The organism is Acetobacter orleanensis, assembly GCF_001581005.1.
Classification (GTDB): domain Bacteria; phylum Pseudomonadota; class Alphaproteobacteria; order Acetobacterales; family Acetobacteraceae; genus Acetobacter; species Acetobacter orleanensis.
Window position 1 is genome coordinate 68,511 of the sequence record NZ_LHZV01000063.1, and the last position, 18,940, is coordinate 87,450.

The window sequence follows — 18,940 nt, forward strand, 5'->3', positions numbered from 1 at the left end:
CCCTTCCCGCGGGAGGGAAATTGTCAAATATTGATAGACCGTTTATCGGCACCCAGAGCCGCTTCCTTCACCGCTTCGCTCAGTGTCGGGTGAGCGTGGCAAACGCGCCCGATATCCTCGGCGGAGGCTCCGAATTCGATCGCCATGGTGGCTTCGGCAATCAGTTCACCCGCGCACGGGCCAATGATATGCACGCCCAGAACGCGGTCTGTTTTCTCACAGGCCAGCACTTTGACGAATCCGTCCGTCATGCCCAGCGCCCGCGCGCGACCATTGGCCATGAAGGGGAATTTTCCGGTTTTATAGGCGGTGCCTTTTTCCTTAAGCTGCTCTTCCGTAAAGCCAACGGACGCCACTTCCGGCCACGTATAAATAACACCCGGAATGGCGTCATAATTTACGTGCCCAGCCTGTCCAGCCAGAATTTCGGCCAGAGCTACGCCTTCTTCTTCCGCCTTGTGGGCCAGCATCGGTCCGGCAATCACGTCCCCAATGGCGTAAATGCCCGGAACATTGGTGGCGAAATGCGCATCCGTTACAACGCGGCCACGCTTGTCCAGCGCAATGCCCGCTTCTTCCAGCCCCATGCCCTTGCTGGCAGCCGTGCGGCCCACGGCCAGCAGAACAATATCGGCTTCCAGCGTTTCGGCTGCACCACCAGCAGCGGGTTCAACTGTCAGAATCACGCCTTTTTTGGTTTTTTCGGCCTTGGTCACCTTATGGCCCAGCTTGAGCTTGAAGCCCTGCTTGACCAGTAGTTTCTGGAACTGCGCGGCAACTTCGTTATCCGTACCCGGCACCAGACGGTCCAGATACTCGATTACCGTGACTTCAGCGCCTAGACGCTGCCACACGCTGCCGAGTTCCAGACCAATCACGCCGCCACCAATCACCACGAGGCGCTTCGGCACTTCGGAAAGCTCCAGCGCGCCGGTTGAGGTCACGATGGTTTTTTCATCCACCTCAATACCCGGCAGGTTCGCGCTGTCGCTCCCGCTGGCAATAATGATGTGCTTGGCCGTAACCGGCTTGCCATCAACCGTAATCCGGCCCGTGCCTTCCACCTTGCCGTGGCCTTTCAGCCAAGTGATGCCGTTTTTCTTGAAGAGGTATTCAACCCCTTTCACGTTGGCGCCTACAATCTCAGCCTTACGGGCCTGCATACGGGCAAGATCCAGCTTCACGCTGTCAATCACCACGCCATGCGCTGCAAAATCATGGCCTGCGGCATGATAGTTTTCAGAAGACTGCAACAGCGCCTTGGACGGAATACAACCCACATTCAGGCAGGTGCCACCCAGTGTCGCGCGTTTTTCCACGCAGGCAACCTTGAACCCAAGCTGTGCGGCACGGATGGCGCACACATAGCCACCGGGGCCTGCGCCAATCACAACGACATCATAGTCAGTCTGGGCCGGAGCCTCCGCCTGCGCAGCAGCCGGTGCCGCTTTGGCGGGAGCAGAACCCTGTGCCGGAGCAGGCTTTTCAGATTTGGTGTCTGCCGGAGCCGTTTTGGAAGCCGAGGCACCCGCAGCGCCCTGCTCCAGCGTGGCCAGCACGGCCCCTACGGCCACTTCATCCCCTTCCGCAACCGTGTGCGCAGCCAGCCGACCATCTGCCGGAGCGGGCACTTCCACGCTCACCTTATCCGTTTCCAACTGGACAACCGGCTCGTCCGTTTTCACGGCATCACCCGGCTGCTTGAGCCATTTCCCCACGGTGGCGGTGGTGACACTTTCTCCAAGGGACGGAACCTTGATTTCAATCGGCATGGCTTTGCTCTCGTTTACGTTCAGGGTCAGAAAAAGAAAAAGGCTGGCTGAGGTTTTTTCAGCCAGCCCCAATCACTCTCAGACGTCAATCAGAAGACGACGGGGGTCTTCCACATTCTGCTTGATGCGGACAAGGAAGCTGACAGCCTCTTTGCCGTCCACAATGCGATGGTCATAAGACAGCGCGATATACATCATCGGGCGGATAACAACCTGACCATTCACCGCCACCGGGCGTTCCTGAATGGAGTGCATGCCCAGAATACCGGACTGCGGCGCATTCAGAATGGGGGTGGACAGCAGAGACCCGTAAATACCGCCATTGGTAATGGAGAAGGTGCCGCCTGCCAGATCATCAATCTTCAGCGTGCCTTCCCGCGCGGCTTTTCCAAAGCCTGCAATGGTTTTTTCAATATCCGCATAGTTCATCTTGTCGGCATTTTTAATAACCGGCACGACCAGACCATTCGGGCCACCCACGGCAATGCCGAGATTGACGAAGTCACGATAAATGACGTCATCCCCATCGATTTCAGCGTTAATGGCCGGGAACTCTTTCAGGGCGGCAATCACAGCGCGGGAGAAAATGGACATAAAGCCCAGCTTCACACCATGCTTTTTCACAAATGCGTCCTGATATTCCTTACGCATTTCCATGGCGCCGGACAGATCAACCTCGTTAAAGGTTGTCAGGATCGCGGCCGTGTTCTGCGCATCTTTCAGGCGGCGCGCAATGGTGCGGCGCAGGCGCGTCATTTTCACGCGTTCTTCACGCGGGTCATCATTACGGGCGGGTTTGGGGGCAGCAGGAGCCTGTGCCGCCGCTGGCTGGGCCAGAAAGCCCAGAACATCCCCTTTGGTAATGCGGCCATCCTTGCCAGTACCCGCGCCAACCTGAGCAGCACTCAGGCTGTTTTCCGCCATCATCTTGCGGGCTGCGGGCAATGCCGCAGCGGCATCCACAGCCGGGGCGGAGGCCGGGGCTGCTTTTGCCACAGGAGCAGCAGGTGCCGCAGCAGGCGCTTCTTTCTTTTCAGCCGGAGCGGCTTTGGCTGCGGGTTTTGCAGCGCCAGCGCCACCGGGTTCCAGCGTGGTCAGCAGCGCGCCGACTTCGACTTCATCCCCAACCTTGGCCACTTCCGCGCCCAATACACCAGCCTGCGGTGCCGGAACTTCCACACTCACCTTGTCGGTTTCAAGCTCAACAATCGGCTCATCAGCAGCCACAGTGTCACCAGCTTTTTTCAGCCATTTTGCCACTGTCGCCGTTGTTACGCTCTCACCCAGTGTCGGCACCTTGATTTCGACTGACATCCTATATCCCCATTTCCTTCAAACACTCCCCGGCAGAGGCTTCTGCTTTTTCAAATCCGCCGGGCTGTCATGCCTGCCACAGGTGGGCAGGCGGTCTTTTCAGATGGTCTGTTTTCAGTCCGTTTTCTTCAAACCCAAGGCCCTTTCCACAAGGTTCGCCTGTTCTGCCGCATGAATGCGCGCCAGACCTGTTGCCGGGCTGGCAGCGGCTGCACGGCCCACATAACGCGGGCGACCCGCTTTATGCTGCGCCGCCTGCAGGGCATTTTCAATCCGACGATCGACAAAATGCCATGCCCCGCCGTTTTCCGTCTCTTCCTGACACCAGATGATCTCTGCTTCAGGATAACGCTTCAGCTCGACAGCGAGAGCCGCTTCCGGGAAGGGGTAGAGTTGTTCCAGACGCAGGATGGCGACATCCTTCAGCTTGTTTTCACGACGCGCGGCCAGCAGATCGTAATAGACCTTACCGGAGCAGATCACGACGCGCTTGATGCTGGCATCCGCCACCATGCCATCTTCCTGCGGGTCATTCACATCCGCCAGCACCGGCTGGAAGCGTGTTCCCGGCCCGAAGTCGGACAGAGCGGAAATAGCCAGCTTGTGGCGCAGCAGGGATTTCGGCTCCATCACAATCAGCGGCTTGCGGTACTCCAGCTTCAACTGGCGGCGCAGCGCATGGAAGTAGTTGGCAGGCGTTGTGATGTTGCACACAAACATATTGTCTTCAGCGCAAAGCTGGAGATACCGCTCAAGACGCGCGGAAGAATGTTCCGGCCCCTGCCCTTCGTACCCATGCGGCAGCAGCATGACCAGACCAGACATCCGCAGCCACTTGGTTTCACCCGAGGCAATGAACTGGTCGATAATCACCTGCGCACAGTTGGCGAAGTCACCAAACTGCGCTTCCCACAGCACCAGCGTTTTGGGGTTGCGCAGGGAGTAGCCATACTCAAAGCCCAGAACGCCATATTCCGAAAGGAAGGAGTTCCAGATTTCGATTTTAGCCTGATCACCATCAATATGGTTCAGCGGTGTGAAGGGGGTCTGGTTGGTCTGGTCAATCAGTGTGGCGTGACGCTGGCTGAACGTGCCGCGCTGGCAGTCTTCCCCAGACAGACGCACACGATGGTTTTCCAGCAGCAGAGAGCCAAAGCCCATTGCCTCGCCTGTGGCCCAGTCAAACCCTTCACCAGATGAAAACATTCCGGCTTTTGCTTTAAGCTGGCGTGCGATTTTTGAATTCAGGTCAAAATCACCCGGCACCTTCGTGATGGCGGACCCGATTTTCTGGAGCGTTTCAAGCGCCACACCCGTTTCCGGGTAGGCGGATTCCACCTTGCCGGTTGTGGGGGCAATCAGTCCTGCCCAGCCACCTTCAAGCCAGTCCGCCTTGTTCACCTTATAGGATTGTGCGGCCTTGTAGTCTTCATCCAGCTTCTGGAAGAAGGCATCCCACTGGCTTTTGACGTCATCTTCCGTCACAACGCCAGCCTGTACAAGCCGTTTTGCGTAAAGCGTATGCGGGGTTTCATGGTCCGCAATGGCTTTATACATCACCGGCTGCGTGAAAGCGGGTTCGTCCGTTTCATTGTGCCCATGGCGACGGTAGCAGACGATATCCAGCACGATATCACTGGCAAAAGCCTGCCGGTAATCCTGTGCAAGGCGAGAGACGTAAATCACGGCCTCGGCGTCATCACCGTTCACATGCAGGACTGGGGCTTCAATCGCTTTCGCAACGTCTGTGCCGTAAACGCCGGAATGGCCGTTTTTCGGATCAGTCGTGAACCCGACCTGATTGTTCACCACCATATGGATAGTGCCGCCCGTGCGGTAGCCGGGAAGCTGGGACATGGAGAGTGTTTCATACACCACGCCCTGCCCGGCGAACGCGGCATCCCCATGGATGACAATGCCCATATGGCTGCTACGGGTTTCCGTATCCCCGCTATCATCCTGAATAGCGCGCACCTTGCCGCACACCACAGGGTCCACCGCTTCCAGATGAGACGGGTTGGGTTGCAGGGCGATATGGACAGACTTCCCGCCAACTTCCACATCCGTGGAGGAACCGAGATGATATTTCACATCCCCAGAGCCAGCCACATCGTCCGGTTTGAAAGACCCACCGGCGAATTCATTGAAAATCGCCACGTAGGGTTTACGCACGACGTTCACCAGCGTGTTCAGGCGTCCACGATGCGCCATACCGATGGTGACGGAGCGCACGCCCTGTGCGGCGGCCTGATCAATAATAGCATGCAGGGAGGGGATGGAAATTTCCCCGCCTTCCAGACCAAAGCGCTTCGCGCCGACATACCGTTTCTGGCAGAAGGATTCAAAACCTTCGGCTTCCGTCAGGTTTTTCAGGATGGCTTTCTGCTCATCCACCGTCACCGTCGTGCGCCACTGGTCGCCCTCAAGCCGGGTGCGGAGCCACTCACGCTGCTCGGCATTGCGGGCATATAGGTATTCCGCACCGATTGTGTCGCAATAGACCGCACGCAGCGCCTCTACCACCTCACTCACTTTGGCCGTGGTCCGGCCCTTGAGCAGCGGCGCGATCAGAGTGCCGATAAAGACCTCACGGCCGAGATCCTTCGGCCCGAAGCCGTAGGTCGCCGGGTCCAGTTCCGGCGTGGCGTGCGGCACGCGCAGGCCCAGCGGGTCCAGTTGGGCTTCCTGATGCCCATAGACGCGGAAAGCGCGGATCAGCCGGGCAATAGCCAGACTGTCCGTTGCCGCCAGCCCACCAGCAGCACTCCCTGCCGCCCCTTTGGCCGGAGCGACCGGCTCTTCCCCCGTGATAATGGAGGCACGCGGCGCCCATGAGGCCCCTACGGCGTCTTTCAGCACAGCGGCTTCATCATCTTCCAGAGAGCCAAAGAGCGTATCAAATGAGGGATCAACGCTTTTTGGGTCCTGCGCCCAGCGGGCATACAGGTCCGCCAGATACGCGATATTCGCTCCGTTGAGCGCGGTCGTTAGTACGTCTGAAGCTGCCATGATCAGAGTCCTCCCTGCTGCCGGGCAAGCCCGTTCTGGCAGCCAGCGGTTGTGTTAGTCCCGAACGTAAGCCGGTTCATTGTTCCCATCACCCCGCGCTGTGGCGCGAAGTGCCCTGCCCGCATAGTCTGAATTTGGTGAGGTTGAAGGCGGGGCTGCCCTCAACCGCTCTGATGATTTTGCTAGACCGCGCCCGAAGCCGGGACAAGAGAGCCCGCTGTCACGGTGTGGAGAGGCGATGCGCGGCCTGTGCCGCCGCCGCCCCGCGCTCCAGCCAGCTCTGACTTCCCATCTCAGCGAGGCGTGAGGCCGTACGGGCAAACGCATCCGATCCTTCACCCGTGGTAAAAAGTTGGTCAGGAGCCGCTTCCGCTGAGGCAAAAAGCAGATTTCCGTTGTCGTACAGCGCATCCACAAGGGTGATAAACCGCCGGGCGAGATTGGCTTCATCCTGCCCCATGCAAGGAATTCCGTCGATAATCAGCACCGGAAAGCGTCTGGCCAGTGCGAGATAATCATTCGGGCCACGCGGGGTGCCACACAAAGAATTGAAATCAAACCGTGCGACGGAACCCGCTGCCTGATCCACCTCAAACGTTCGCCCACTAAACTCCAGCGTGACTGGAGCCGCTTTCTCGCCCCCGGCATAACGTGTGAAAATACCGTCCAGTCGGGCACGAGCCTGCACATCCGCGGGGGTCAGCCATGTCTCCCGGTCTTGCTCACGCCCGCGCCGGTAATCCCGCGGGGAGTCCAGCTCCACCGTATCCAGTTCCCGCCGGATGATGGCAATAAAGGGTTTGAAGGCATCCGCACCGGGGCGGTTCTGGAACAGTTCACCCGGCTCGGTGTTGGATGTCGCGACAATCACAACGCCCTGCGCAAACAGAGCTTCAAACAGCCGCCCCAGAATCATGGCGTCGGCAATGTCATTGACCTGAAATTCATCAAAACACAGCAGGCGGGCACGCGCCGCAATAGCGTTTGCCAGTGGCGGGATAGGGTCAGTCATGCCGGGGTTGGCGGCTTTGAGCGCATGCAGCTTCTGGTGCACCTCCTGCATGAAGCGCAGGAAATGGATGCGCTCCTTCAACTGCACAGGCGCGCAACTGAAGAACAGGTCCATCACCATGGTTTTGCCACGGCCCACCCGCCCCACAATATAAAGCCCGCGCGGACGCGCCTGCACTGGCTGCGGCTTGAGCCTGCGCGCCAGCCCCGCCAGCAGCCCGCCTTTTGCCGGGGCGGCCGGGGGCGGCATGGTTGCCAGCTCCCGCCAGAGCTGGTCCAGCCGCTCCACCACACGGGCCTGATCCGGGTCACTATTCAGCTCACCAGAAGCAGTACGCTCCCGATAAACAGCCAGAGGTCCCCGCCCGGTAAAAGACGAGGTCTCGTCCTTATTGATATATGTCATAACTATAGGCCGATAGCGGGGAGATATGCTCCTCGGCAAGAGCCAGACGCTCTCGTAACTGTGTCGTGACAGACTCCATCCTTCAGGCGGCACTCTTAGCAGGACTTTTCCAAGCAGGAGCACGATCATGGACTGGAACGCCTACCGCACGCATATGGGTGCCAACGTAAAGGTTTTAGCCCAGCTTTCCCCTAATACGCTGAAGGGTTTGCAGACCCTTGAAACCGTCCCGGAAGGCCAGAAACATCTGGACGCCAAGACGCGGGAACTGATCTCTCTGGCCGTCGCTGTCACCACCCGGTGTGATGGCTGCATTGCCGTCCATACCGTCGCGGCTAAAAAAGCCGGTGCGACAAAGGAAGAAATCGCAGAAGCCCTCGGCGTGGCCGTGGCCCTGAATGCCGGGGCCGCTCTGGTCTATTCCAGCCGCGTTCTGGATGCGTTTGAAAACCAGCCGACCTGATCAGCAGGCTTCAGGGGGCGCACAAAAAGCCGTTCTAAAGTATAAGGCCGCTCTATCAGTCTGGCGGGCGGTCTGGCTGCACTTTTGCACCTGAAAACAATGTTTTCCCGCCCCGATACCGCGCTATCGGGGCGGGAAAGTCGCCTGTTCCGCCACAACAATACTCAGCCAGAAATATTCAGGGAGACCTCACCACGACTTCCTGAAACAGCCACTTAACCACCCCTATTTTTCCATGGTCCTTATTCTGCCGGGGCCAGAGGCAGATTCGGTTGACCGTGACCGCCGGGCTTCATCACCCACGGGCGCGTACCACGGCTCATGCGGTCTGAAATTACCCTGATACCGTCCGCGCGCAGGAAGATCATCTGCGCGCCCTCCCGCCATACCGTGAACCGATCAAGTCTGCGTGCGCTTGGGCAGGACTGCCGCAGGGGAGCCGCGCTGATCACTAGATCCATGCCCGCACATAGCGAGTCGGGTAACGTAGCTTCACCATCCGATTTGTCCCGCACCCGAAGCAGCACGGAGCGCCCGTTCAGACTCAGCAGGCACACGCCGGGCTCGCCGTCCTGCCCGCACGCCAGCCCCCCGTCCGGTGTATCGTCCCCCTCTACCGGGAACGGATGCGGAGGCAACGCCAACGCCTGCTGCCACGCCGCCAGCACCAGAAACGCATCGCGCGACTGCCCACCCACCAGCAGAACGCGCCCATCCCGCACCGCCATAAGCCCACCATCCGGGCTGATAAGCAGGTCGGGCTGCGGAACCAGAAATGGTGATATGACGCCCACCAGCACAGGCAACACCCCGGCCAGCCGCCACACGGGCCGCCACAGACACAGCCAGCACAGCCCCAGCAGCACCGCTGCCAGCCCCCATCCCGGCATCTGCGGCACCATGACGCGCGCGGCAGGCCAGTGCGCGATGCTGTGGGCAAGAGCCACAACGACCTGAATCCCCCACCCCATAAGATGCAGCGGCACGGCATCCAGATGCAGGGGCATCAGCACCAGAGCCAGCAGGCCAAGCGGCATAATCCAGAGCGCCATGAGCGGCACCGCGACCAGATTGGCGAGAATAAAAAAGGGCTGCACCTCCCCAAAATGCGCCATCACGACGGGGAGTGTCGCCAGCCCCGCCAGCAGGCTGGTAAACATCAGTGTCGCCAGATGCAGCGCCAGCCAGCGACGAAACCCTCGACCTTCCTCCCGGAACCGGGCGAGATGCGGGCGCGCCACCTCATACCCTGCAATTAACGCCATAACCGCAGCAAAAGACATCTGGAACGCCACACTCACAACCGCCTGCGGCATGAGCAGCAGCAAGACTATCGCCGCAAGCGCCAGTCCGCGCATGGACACGGCACGTCGCCCCGCCACCAGCCCCAGCACAACAACCGCCGCCATCATCAGGCTACGCAGGGCGGGCAGATGCAGCCCCGTCAGCGCCACATAGGCAACGCCGCCCAGCAGAGCCAGCAAAGCCGCAATTTCCTTGCAGGGCCAACGCAACGCCGCCCACATCCATGCGGAGAGGCCAATACGGGACACGGCCATCAACACACCCAGCACAATACCCAGATGCAACCCGGCCACCGCCAGCAGATGCGCCAGACCAGACGCCGCGAACTCCTCACGCACCGCACGAGGCACAGCAGCCCCCTCGCCGGTCAGCACGGTAGACGCCACGGCTCCGGTAGGCCCCGGCAGCACCGTCCGGATACGCCTATCAATCCGCTCCCGCAGCGGCTCCAGTGCTAAAAAAGACCAGTATGGACGCGAGATTGCACATGCCAGATCTTCGGCATTCGAGGCGGCGGGCGCTACGCCATCCGTGCGCACACCGTCTCCACCCAGAACAGCACGGGCTTCATTATTAGAATTGAGAGCAGGGTACTGCGCCTGTGGACACACCAAAGGCTCCACCCTCCCCAGCGCCCGACCAGAGCCCGCGGGGCCGGAAAACCATGCATCCCGCTGAAAATCCCGCCCACCCGGCAAAGCCGGAAACGGCGGTGGCCGGAGCAAGGCGCGCACCTGCACAGCCTCACCCGGCATCAAGTGGGCGGACTCGTCGGGCTGAAGTGTGATGCTCAAGGTGCGGCGCAAAGGCTGCATATCGTGATCCAGCGGGGTTGCGAATCTGGCCCCAGCCAACACCATGCGCAGCGCGCCAACCGTGCCCTCCGCGCGAGGCGGCAGAACCGTCACGGACTGCACCGTGCCAGACACCATCACCGCACGGCGCGGCAGTTCCGGCATGGGCGGCTGGCGGTGCGCCGCACTCCATGCGGAGACAAACCCCAACGCCACCGCCACACAGCAACCACCCACCAGCCGCCCCCAGAGGGACAGCCAGCCCGCAATCAGAAGAGCAGCCCCCAGCACCAGTCCAACCAGCGGCAGAACCACACCGCCCACAAAGCCCGGTTCCTGCGACAGAAGAAAATAGGCCGCCACCCCAAGCGCCATGCCGACCGGCACCCACAGCACCAGCCGACGTTGCTCGGCAAGAAGAGCAGCCGTCAGGAACGACATATGGCTCCCCGCGTGTGTGCGTGATAAGGATGCGCCCCATGACGACGATCCGCACACGCTTTGCCCCGAGTCCGACCGGCCTGCTGCATATCGGCAACGCCCGCGCGGCCCTGTTCAACTTTCTTTTTGCCCGTCATCACGGCGGCGAATTCCTCCTGCGTATTGAGGATACCGACCGTGAGCGATCCACCCAACAGGCTGTCGATGTTATTTTCGACGGACTGGCCTGGATGGGCATTACGGCTGATGAAAAGCCCGTTTTCCAGTCCACCCGGCAGCCGCGCCATACGGAAGTCGCACTAGAGCTGCTGGAAAAAGGTCTGGCCTACAAGTGCTACTGCACGCCGGAAGAACTCAAGCAAATGCGTGAAGACGCAATGGCAAACGGTAAACCGCCCCGCTACAACGGGATGTGGCGTGACCGTGACCCCTCGGAAGCCCCGGCCGGTGCCCCTTATGCTGTCCGCATCAAAGCCCCGCGTGAAGGTGAGACGGTTCTTGACGATCTGGTGCAGGGCGAAGTCCGCGTGGCCAACGCGGAACTGGATGACATGATTATCCTCCGCTCCGACGGCACCCCTGTCTACCAACTCGCCGTGGTGGTGGATGACCATGACATGGATATCACCCACGTCATTCGCGGTGATGACCATCTGACCAACACCTTCCGTCAGGCCATGATCTACCGCGCCATGGGCTGGGATCTGCCGCGCTTTGCGCATCTGCCGCTTATCCACGGGCCGGATGGTGCCAAACTGTCCAAACGTCACGGCGCGCAGTCCGTAGTGGAATTCCGGGATGAAGGCTATCTGCCGGAAGCTCTGTGCAATTATCTGCTGCGTCTGGGCTGGGGCCATGGCGATGCGGAAATCCTGTCCCGTGAAGAACAGATCAACCTGTTCGATCTGGACGGCGTAGGCCGCTCCCCCTCCCGCATGGATTACGCCAAGCTGCTGCACATCAACGCTGTCTGGATGCGTCAGGCGGATGATGACCGCCTGACAGATGACGTGATGGACCGCCTGAAGGCTGTTGAGGGTGTCAGCACGGATGACACCGTCCGCGCCCGCGTTCTGGCTTTGATGCCCGGCCTGAAGGAGCGTGCCCGCACACTGGTGGAACTGACGGAAAGCGCTGCCTTCCTTGGCCGCCATGTGCCGCTGGACTTCAACGCCAAGGCCGAAAAAATCCTGACACCGGAAGCCCGCACCATTCTGGACGGTCTGGCACGTGAACTGGCTGCGGTAAGCGATTTCACGCCGGAAAATGTTGATGCCGCCCTGCGCCGCTTTGCGGAAGCCGGTGAGCACAAGCTCGGGCAGGTCGCCCAGCCGCTGCGCGCCGCGGTGACAGGCTCCAACACCTCTCCGGGCATTGACGCCACGCTGGCCGCTCTGGGGAAGGATGAAACTCTCGCCCGCATTGGAGCTGTTCTGCATGGCTAGCTTTTCAGGCCGACACTCCCGGCATCTGCTCGGTCTGCAAGGCATGACGCCAGACCAGATCGAGCCGCTGCTTGATCTGGCCGAAAGCTATGCCCTGCTCAACCGTTCCCGCAAGGTGCCACGGGACGTGCTGCGTGGCCGGACGCTGATCAACCTCTTTTTTGAGGACAGCACCCGGACCCGGACCTCCTTTGAACTGGCAGGCAAGCGTCTGGGCGCGGATGTGATCAACATGTCCGTCGCGCAATCCTCCGTAAACAAGGGGGAAACCCTGCTGGATACGGCGGCAACTCTTAACGCCATGCAGGCCGACCTGCTGGTGGTGCGCCATTCCCAGTCCGGCGCGCCCGCCCTGCTGGCGCAGAAGGTGGAAGCCTGCGTGGTCAATGCGGGTGATGGCACGCATGAGCACCCCACACAGGCTTTGCTGGACGCCCTGACCATCCGCCGCCATTGCGGCCGATTTGCCGGGCTGACGGTCGCCATCTGCGGGGATGTCGCCCATTCTCGCGTAGCGCGGTCTGACATTCATCTTCTTACCACCATGGGTTGTAAGGTCCGTGTGGTCGGTCCACCGACCCTCGTGCCGAACGGCTTTAAAAGCCTCGGTGTTGAGGTCTTTCACACCATGGAGGAAGGACTACGCGGTGCGGATGTGGTGATGATGCTGCGCCTGCAACGTGAGCGCATGTCCTCCGGGCAGATCCCCAGTGCGCGGGAATATTTCCGCTTTTATGGGCTGGACCAGCGGCGGCTCGCTCTGGCGAACAAGGACGCGCTCGTCATGCACCCCGGCCCCATGAACCGCGGCGTGGAAATTGACAGTCTGGTTGCCGATTCTGACCAGAGCGTGATTCAGGAACAGGTTGAAATGGGCGTTGCTGTTCGCATGGCTGTGCTGGACCGGCTGACCCGAGGCAGACATTCCGCATGAGCACTCTTCTTTTTGATAATGTCCGCCTGATAGACCCGGCCTCCGGGCTGGATCAGCCGGGCCGTCTGCTGGTGCGCGATGGCGCCATTGCCGGGACAGACAAGGCTGGTGCGGACAGCGTGCCGGAAGGTGCTGAAGTTATTGACGGTCAGGGCGCTGTGCTGTGTCCCGGCCTTGTTGATATGCGCGTGGAAATTGGCGAGCCGGGACACGAATATCGTGAAACGATTGCGTCGGCCGCTCGCGCCGCCTCCGCCGGGGGCATTACCACCATCGCGGTGCTGCCCACCTGTGAACCCGCCATTGATAACCCCGCTCTGGTCCGCCTGCTCCGCAGCCGCGGGGAAGAAACCGGGGCCATTACCATCCTGCCCTATGGCGCGCTGACCAAAGGCTGCAAGGGGCAGGAACTGGCGGAAATCGGCCTGCTGCATGAAGCGGGCGCCGTGGCCTTTACCGATGGCGCGCGCGCCATTGACCCCGCCCGTCTGATGCGTCTGGCCCTGTCCTATGCCGGAGGCTTCGGGGCGCTGGTTGTGCAGCACCCCGAAGAACCCTCTCTGGCCGGTTCCGGCTGCGCCACGGCGGGGGAACTGGCGACCCGCATGGGGCTGCCCGGCGTTCCGCCCGTGGCGGAAGCCATTATGATCGCACGGGATATTCGTCTGGCCGAACTCACCGGGGGACGCCTGCATTTCGGGCATGTCTCCACGGGGGAAGGCGTTGACCTTATCCGTCAGGCCAAAGCGCGTGGGGTACAGGTGACGTGTGACACCGCCCCGCATTATTTTGACCTGAACGAAAACGCGATTGGTGACTTCCGCACCTACGCCAAATTCTCCCCGCCGCTCAGGGCGGAAGCCGACCGTCTGGCCATCTGCGCTGCTCTGGCCGACGGCACGATTGACGCCATTGCCTCTGACCACCTACCGCGTGACGCAGACGATAAACGCCTGCCCTTCGCACAGGCCGCCACTGGCGGCACCGGCATGGTCACGCTGCTAGGGGTCACACTGGCGCGGGTGCATGACGGCACGCTCACGCTGCCACAAGCACTTGCCCTGCTTACTCACAAACCCTCCGCGCTGCTGGATGTTCCCTGCGGCACGCTGGCAACTGGGGCTGCGGCGGACCTCTGCCTGTTTGCGCCGGACCAGAGCTGGCTGGTGGAAGCAGGCAAGCTGCCGGGCCGTGCGCAGAATACACCGTTTGATGGCCGTCCGCTGGAAGGCCGCGTACTAGGCACATGGAAGGCCGGACGGCGGGTTTACGGAGCCTCAGCATGATGACCGCTCTCCCCTCCTACGCGCTGTGGCTGCTCGCGGCCATGGCGTTCATGGGATATGTGCTGGGCAGTGTGCCGTTTGGGCTGATTCTGACCAATGCCGCTGGCCTTGGTGATCTGCGCAAAATCGGCTCCGGCAATATCGGGGCCACCAATGTGCTGCGCACGGGCCGGAAAGATCTTGCCGCCGCCACGCTTGGGTTAGACGCCGCCAAGGGCGCGCTGGCCGTGGCGATTGCGTGGATCATGACGCCACCAGACTTTTCCGACCGGATTCTGGCTGTCACCGCGCTGGCCGTTGTAGTGGGCCATTGCTACCCGATTTTTCTCGGCTTCAAGGGCGGCAAAGGTGTCGCGACCGGGTTGGGCGCTCTGCTGGCGCTCTCCCCCATAACCGGGCTGATCGGCTGCGCCACATGGCTGGGTGTGGCAAAACTCACGCGCATTTCCTCCGCTGGCGCGCTGGCGGCCTTTATCGTCATGCCGTTTGTCACGCTTGCCCTGTATGGCTTCAGTTTCCAGACCTCCGGCAAGCCCATGGCCGTGCTGCTTATCAGCCTGTTGGTGCTCATGCGGCACAGCGCAAACATTGGCCGTATTCTGAACGGTACTGAGCCACGGGTTCCACCCAAACAAAAATGACCTCGCTTGTCGCCTGCCTGCGTCTGGCCCGCACCGAGTCTGTGGGGCCACGTACATGGCGGCGGCTGGTTAGCCAGTATCACTCAGCCGAGGCCGCTCTTAAGGCCCTGCCCCGCCTGCCACAGCGCGGACGGGTGCCCGTCATCATCCCCTCGCAAGACAGTATCCTGCGGGAAATTGAGGCCACCCTGAACATGGGCGGCCGTATTCTCACGCTGCTGGATGCGGACTACCCGTTTCTACTGAAAGAAATCCCCGATGCCCCGCCGGTTCTCAGCGTGCTGGGGGATGTTGCGGCCTTGAGCACACCCGGCATCGGGCTGATTGGCGCGCGCAATGCGTCCTCCTCGGGCCTGCGACTGGCGGAAAGTCTGGCGACAGAACTGGTTGAAGCAGGCCTATCCGTTGTTTCCGGTCTGGCACGAGGAATTGATAGTGCGGCCCATAAAGGCGCGCTCCACCGGCACGGCCTGACCGTAGCCGCCATTGCGGGTGGACTGGACAAGCCCTACCCGCCGCAAAACACCCACCTGCAAGCCGAAATTGCCGAGAAAGGCGCGGTCGTGACGGAAGCGCCCTTGGGCACAGCCCCGCTCAACCGCCATTTTCCGCGCCGCAACCGGCTGATAGCCGGGCTCACGCTTGGCTGCGTGGTGGTGGAAGCCGCCCCCAAATCCGGCACCCTGATTACGGCGCGCCTTGTCGGGGAGTACGGGCGGGAACTCTTCGCTGTGCCCGGCTCTCCGCTGGACCCGCGCTGCCGGGGGAGCAATGACCTGCTGCGCAACGGCGCAGTGCTGACGGAAAGTGTCGCCGACATCCTTCCGCACCTTCCACCACTTTTCCCAGAGCAGCAGAAACGGCACCAGTTTACGCCGCCAGTGTCAGTTGAACCCACACGACAGAGCGTTTCAGGTGGTCTTCCTGCACCGCAACACTCTTTTTCCTTGCCTTTGCCAGAGGTGCCTGAAACGGCAGAGCGGCTAGACAGAGGGGGCACGCCCAATCTCCCGTCTACCGAAAACAATAGAGAGCCAGAAAATGGCGCTTTTCTGCCGCCAGCGCCCGTTCCCACCCCCGCATCTCATACCAGCCCCGCCCCTTCCTCAGTCATAAGAAAAGCACCGATTCCGCCCCTAGAATCCAGTGAGACCGTGCGGGAAAAAGTGCTTGATCTGCTCTCCTTTACGCCCATAGCGGTTGACGATCTGGTTAGGCGCTGCCAGTTCTCAGCTTCCGCCGTCTTGACCGCGCTCACGGAACTTGAGCTGTCTGGCTGTCTGGACTCACTCCCCGGTGGGCGTGTTGTTCGTGTCGCCAGTCATGGCAAACATGGCTGATCTTAAGGTGCTGCTTCCGGCAGGTCGGAGAGAGTATGACTGACGTTGTGGTGGTCGAATCGCCCGCAAAAGCGAAAACGATCAACAAATATCTGGGTAATGGCTACACGGTTCTGGCCTCCTTCGGGCATGTGCGCGATCTGCCGCCCAAAGATGGCTCCGTGCGCCCGGATGAAGATTTTGCCATGTCTTGGCAGGCCGATGAGCGAGGCAACAAACAGGTTGCCGCCATTATCAAAGCCTTAAAAGGCGCTAAAACCCTCTATCTCGCGACTGACCCGGACCGTGAGGGCGAAGCGATTTCATGGCATGTCCGCGCCATGCTGGAAGAGAAAAAGGCGCTGAAGGGTGTAGACGTTCAGCGCGTCACCTTTAACGAGATCACCAAAAGCGCCATCAAGACCGCCATGGCGCACCCGCGTGACCTCGATATGCCGCTGATCGAGGCGTATCTAGCCCGCCGCGCGCTGGATTATCTGGTCGGCTTTACTCTCTCCCCCGTTCTGTGGCGCAAACTGCCCGGCTCCCGCAGCGCGGGCCGTGTGCAGTCCGTCGCCCTGCGGCTGATCTGTGAGCGGGAAGCCGAAATTGAAGTCTTCAAACCGCGTGAATACTGGACGGTGCAGGCGGCCCTCGCCACTCCGTCTGGCGCGCCGTTTACCGCCCGCCTCACACATCTGAATGGCAAGAAGCTCGACCAGTTCGATCTGAACAACGAGGAGCTTGCCACCGCCGCCAAAAAGGCCGTGGAAGCGGAAACCCTCGCCGTTCAGTCTGTCGAACGCCGCAAGGTGCGCCGCAACCCGCAGCCGCCTTTCACCACCTCCACCCTACAACAGGAAGCCTCCCGCAAATTGGGCATGGGCGCACAAGTCACCATGCGCACCGCCCAGCAACTGTATGAAGGCATTGATGTTGGCGGGGAGACCGTGGGCCTCATTACCTATATGCGAACAGACGGTGTGCAGATGGCCAAGGAAGCCATGTTCGCCATCCGGGACCATATCGGCCAGCATATTGGTGGGGACTATGTGCCCGCCCAGCCGCGCTTTTACAGCTCCAAAGCCAAGAACGCGCAGGAAGCGCATGAAGCCATCCGCCCGACGGATGTTTCCCGCACCCCCTCTTCCGTCGCCTCCCACCTCACGCCGGAACAGCGCCGCCTCTATGAATTGATCTGGAAGCGGGCCGTTGCCAGCCAGATGGAATCCGCTGCCCTTGATCAGGTTGCCGTGGATATTGCGGGTCCCTCCGGCCAGACCGTGCTGCGCGCCAACGGCTCCATCATCACGTTTGACGGCTTCCTGCGTCTTTATACGGAAGGCCGGGACGATAGCGACAAGCCTGCGGATGACGAGTCCCGCATGCTGCCGCCCATGAAGGAAAAGGACCCGCTCAAGCGTGAAAGCGTTTCGGCGGACCAGCACTTCACCCAGCCGCCGCCGCGCTTTTCGGAAGCCTCGCTGGTCAAAAAAATGGAAGAAATCGGCATTGGCCGCCCTTCCACCTACGCCTCCATCCTGACCGTGCTGCGGGACCGCAACTACGTCACGCTGGAAAACCGCCGCTTCATCCCCGAAGCACGCGGGCGGCTGGTCACGGCGTTCCTTGTGTCCTTCTTTGAGAAGTATGTGGACACCACGTTCACCGCCAGCCTTGAAGAACTGCTGGACGATATTTCCGATGGCCGGGCCGAATGGAAGCATGTGCTGGCCAACTTCTGGTCCGCTTTTTCCAAAGCTGTGGCGGACACCAAGGATCTGACCATTACCGATGTGCTGAACGCACTCGATAAGGATCTCGGTCCGTTCTTCTTCCCGCCGCGTGAGGATGGGTCCGACCCGCGCCACTGCACAGCCTGCGGCACGGGCCGCCTCGGCCTCAAATTGGGCCGTTACGGCGCCTTTATTGGCTGCTCCAATTACCCGGAATGTTCCTTCACCCGCCGCCTCTCTTCCGAAAGTGCGGAAGAAGGGGAAGGCGCTGCGCTGAAAGACGGTATGCGTGTGCTGGGCCAGCACCCCGATACGGGTGAGGACATCACCGTGCGTCAGGGGCCTTATGGCCTGTATGTACAGCAGGGCGAGCCGGACCCGGCGGACAAGAAAGCCAAGCCGAAACGCGCCTCCCTCCCCAAAGGAATGGATGGCGAGGCCATTACACTGGATCAGGCGGTTGGTCTGCTGTCCCTGCCCCGCCTTGTCGGCCTGCACCCGGAAAGCGGGGAACCGATTGAAGCCGGTCTGGGCCGCTTCGGCCCTTACGTGAAAATGGGCGGGATCTTCGGCTCTCTGGACAAGGACGATGATGTTCTGACCATCGGCCTGAACCGCGCTGTGGATGCGCTGGCTAAAAAAATGGCCTCCATCCGCGCTATGGGCGCGCACCCCAAGGATGGCGAACCTGTCACGATCCGCAAAGGCCGCTTTGGCCCTTATGCGCAGCATGGCAATCTGGTCGCCACCCTGCCGCGTGGCGCGGATATGAACGAGGTCACGCTGGATGAGGCCGTGGCCCTGCTGGCTGAAAAAGGCAAACCCCTGAAAGCCAAGGGGGGTGCTGCCAAAAAGAAGGCCACCGCCAAAACGGCTACAAAAAAGACCGCAAGCAAGGCAGAACCCAAGCCAAAAGCGGCACCGAAAAAGACTGCGACCAAGACCACGGCAGCCGCCAAGAAAACGACTACCCGTAAAACGGCAGCCAAAAAAAGCACGACGGAAGACGGCGCTGAGGCTCCCGCCAAAAAGCCCGCCGCCCGAAAGAAAAAGGCGGACTAACC

At 60.9% G+C, this 18,940-nt stretch carries 12 protein-coding genes; 7 read left to right on the forward strand and 5 right to left on the reverse strand.

The window, feature by feature from the left end; translation table 11 throughout:
• Window positions 1-23: 23 nt before the first annotated feature.
• The 4 genes from lpdA to zapE all read right to left on the reverse strand — a co-directional run bounded on the left by lpdA (window position 24) and on the right by zapE (window position 7,512).
• Entirely contained in the window at window positions 24-1,772 is a 1,749-nt protein-coding gene (gene lpdA / locus AD949_RS08780; RefSeq protein WP_048835302.1) for a dihydrolipoyl dehydrogenase, read from the reverse strand.
• 78 nt (window positions 1,773-1,850) lie between these two features.
• On the reverse strand, window positions 1,851-3,086 hold the full coding sequence (gene odhB, locus AD949_RS08785) for a 2-oxoglutarate dehydrogenase complex dihydrolipoyllysine-residue succinyltransferase (protein ID WP_048835199.1): 1,236 nt from the start codon (window positions 3,084-3,086) through the stop codon (window positions 1,851-1,853).
• Between the two features lie 114 nt (window positions 3,087-3,200).
• Window positions 3,201-6,095, reverse strand: coding sequence for a 2-oxoglutarate dehydrogenase E1 component (locus tag AD949_RS08790; protein WP_048835198.1), 2,895 nt, complete (start codon window positions 6,093-6,095; stop codon window positions 3,201-3,203).
• Window positions 6,096-6,315: 220 nt separating this feature from the next.
• Window positions 6,316-7,512, reverse strand: coding sequence for a cell division protein ZapE (gene zapE / locus AD949_RS08795; protein WP_048835197.1), 1,197 nt, complete (start codon window positions 7,510-7,512; stop codon window positions 6,316-6,318).
• Between the two features lie 124 nt (window positions 7,513-7,636).
• Between zapE and AD949_RS08800 the strand changes: the two genes are divergently transcribed.
• Window positions 7,637-7,975, forward strand: a complete 339-nt coding sequence (locus AD949_RS08800; protein ID WP_048835196.1) for a carboxymuconolactone decarboxylase family protein — start codon at window positions 7,637-7,639, stop codon at window positions 7,973-7,975.
• A gap of 242 nt (window positions 7,976-8,217) precedes the next feature.
• On the opposite strand, the gene AD949_RS08805 is transcribed toward AD949_RS08800, so the two are convergent.
• The gene (locus AD949_RS08805; protein WP_048835195.1) at window positions 8,218-10,515 is read right to left on the reverse strand and encodes a ComEC/Rec2 family competence protein; all 2,298 of its coding nucleotides are present in this window, start codon (window positions 10,513-10,515) and stop codon (window positions 8,218-8,220) included.
• A 38-nt stretch (window positions 10,516-10,553) separates the two neighbouring features.
• On the opposite strand from AD949_RS08805, the gene gltX reads away from it, so the two are divergent.
• The 6 genes from gltX to topA are packed head-to-tail and all read left to right on the forward strand — an operon-like array spanning window position 10,554 to window position 18,938.
• Entirely contained in the window at window positions 10,554-11,960 is a 1,407-nt protein-coding gene (gene gltX / locus AD949_RS08810) for a glutamate--tRNA ligase (protein WP_048835194.1), read from the forward strand.
• The gene (locus AD949_RS08815) at window positions 11,953-12,894 is read left to right on the forward strand and encodes an aspartate carbamoyltransferase catalytic subunit (RefSeq protein WP_048835193.1); all 942 of its coding nucleotides are present in this window, start codon (window positions 11,953-11,955) and stop codon (window positions 12,892-12,894) included. The genes gltX and AD949_RS08815 overlap by 8 nt, the downstream gene beginning before the upstream one ends.
• Window positions 12,891-14,180, forward strand: a complete 1,290-nt coding sequence (locus AD949_RS08820; protein WP_048835192.1) for a dihydroorotase — start codon at window positions 12,891-12,893, stop codon at window positions 14,178-14,180. The genes AD949_RS08815 and AD949_RS08820 overlap by 4 nt, the downstream gene beginning before the upstream one ends.
• Window positions 14,180-14,821, forward strand: a complete 642-nt coding sequence (gene plsY, locus AD949_RS08825; protein ID WP_082064632.1) for a glycerol-3-phosphate 1-O-acyltransferase PlsY — start codon at window positions 14,180-14,182, stop codon at window positions 14,819-14,821. Before AD949_RS08820 ends, plsY begins: the two co-directional genes overlap by 1 nt.
• Window positions 14,818-16,161, forward strand: coding sequence for a DNA-processing protein DprA (gene dprA, locus AD949_RS08830; RefSeq protein ID WP_048835190.1), 1,344 nt, complete (start codon window positions 14,818-14,820; stop codon window positions 16,159-16,161). The genes plsY and dprA overlap by 4 nt, the downstream gene beginning before the upstream one ends.
• A 35-nt stretch (window positions 16,162-16,196) precedes the next feature.
• The gene (topA, locus tag AD949_RS08835) at window positions 16,197-18,938 is read left to right on the forward strand and encodes a type I DNA topoisomerase (protein WP_048835189.1); all 2,742 of its coding nucleotides are present in this window, start codon (window positions 16,197-16,199) and stop codon (window positions 18,936-18,938) included.
• Window positions 18,939-18,940: the final 2 nt, after the last annotated feature.

What these genes read in the sequence shown, in the direction of transcription:
- lpdA (WP_048835302.1), bottom strand. Translation starts at nt 1,772, where the DNA reads ATGCCGATTGAAATCAAGGTTCCGTCCCTTGGAGAAAGTGTCACCACC.
- odhB (WP_048835199.1), bottom strand. Translation starts at nt 3,086, where the DNA reads ATGTCAGTCGAAATCAAGGTGCCGACACTGGGTGAGAGCGTAACAACG.
- AD949_RS08790 (WP_048835198.1), bottom strand. Translation starts at nt 6,095, where the DNA reads ATGGCAGCTTCAGACGTACTAACGACCGCGCTCAACGGAGCGAATATC.
- zapE (WP_048835197.1), bottom strand. Translation starts at nt 7,512, where the DNA reads ATGACATATATCAATAAGGACGAGACCTCGTCTTTTACCGGGCGGGGA.
- AD949_RS08805 (WP_048835195.1), bottom strand. Translation starts at nt 10,515, where the DNA reads ATGTCGTTCCTGACGGCTGCTCTTCTTGCCGAGCAACGTCGGCTGGTG.
- gltX (WP_048835194.1), top strand. Translation starts at nt 10,554, where the DNA reads ATGACGACGATCCGCACACGCTTTGCCCCGAGTCCGACCGGCCTGCTG.
- AD949_RS08815 (WP_048835193.1), top strand. Translation starts at nt 11,953, where the DNA reads ATGGCTAGCTTTTCAGGCCGACACTCCCGGCATCTGCTCGGTCTGCAA.
- AD949_RS08820 (WP_048835192.1), top strand. Translation starts at nt 12,891, where the DNA reads ATGAGCACTCTTCTTTTTGATAATGTCCGCCTGATAGACCCGGCCTCC.
- plsY (WP_082064632.1), top strand. Translation starts at nt 14,180, where the DNA reads ATGACCGCTCTCCCCTCCTACGCGCTGTGGCTGCTCGCGGCCATGGCG.
- dprA (WP_048835190.1), top strand. Translation starts at nt 14,818, where the DNA reads ATGACCTCGCTTGTCGCCTGCCTGCGTCTGGCCCGCACCGAGTCTGTG.
- topA (WP_048835189.1), top strand. Translation starts at nt 16,197, where the DNA reads ATGACTGACGTTGTGGTGGTCGAATCGCCCGCAAAAGCGAAAACGATC.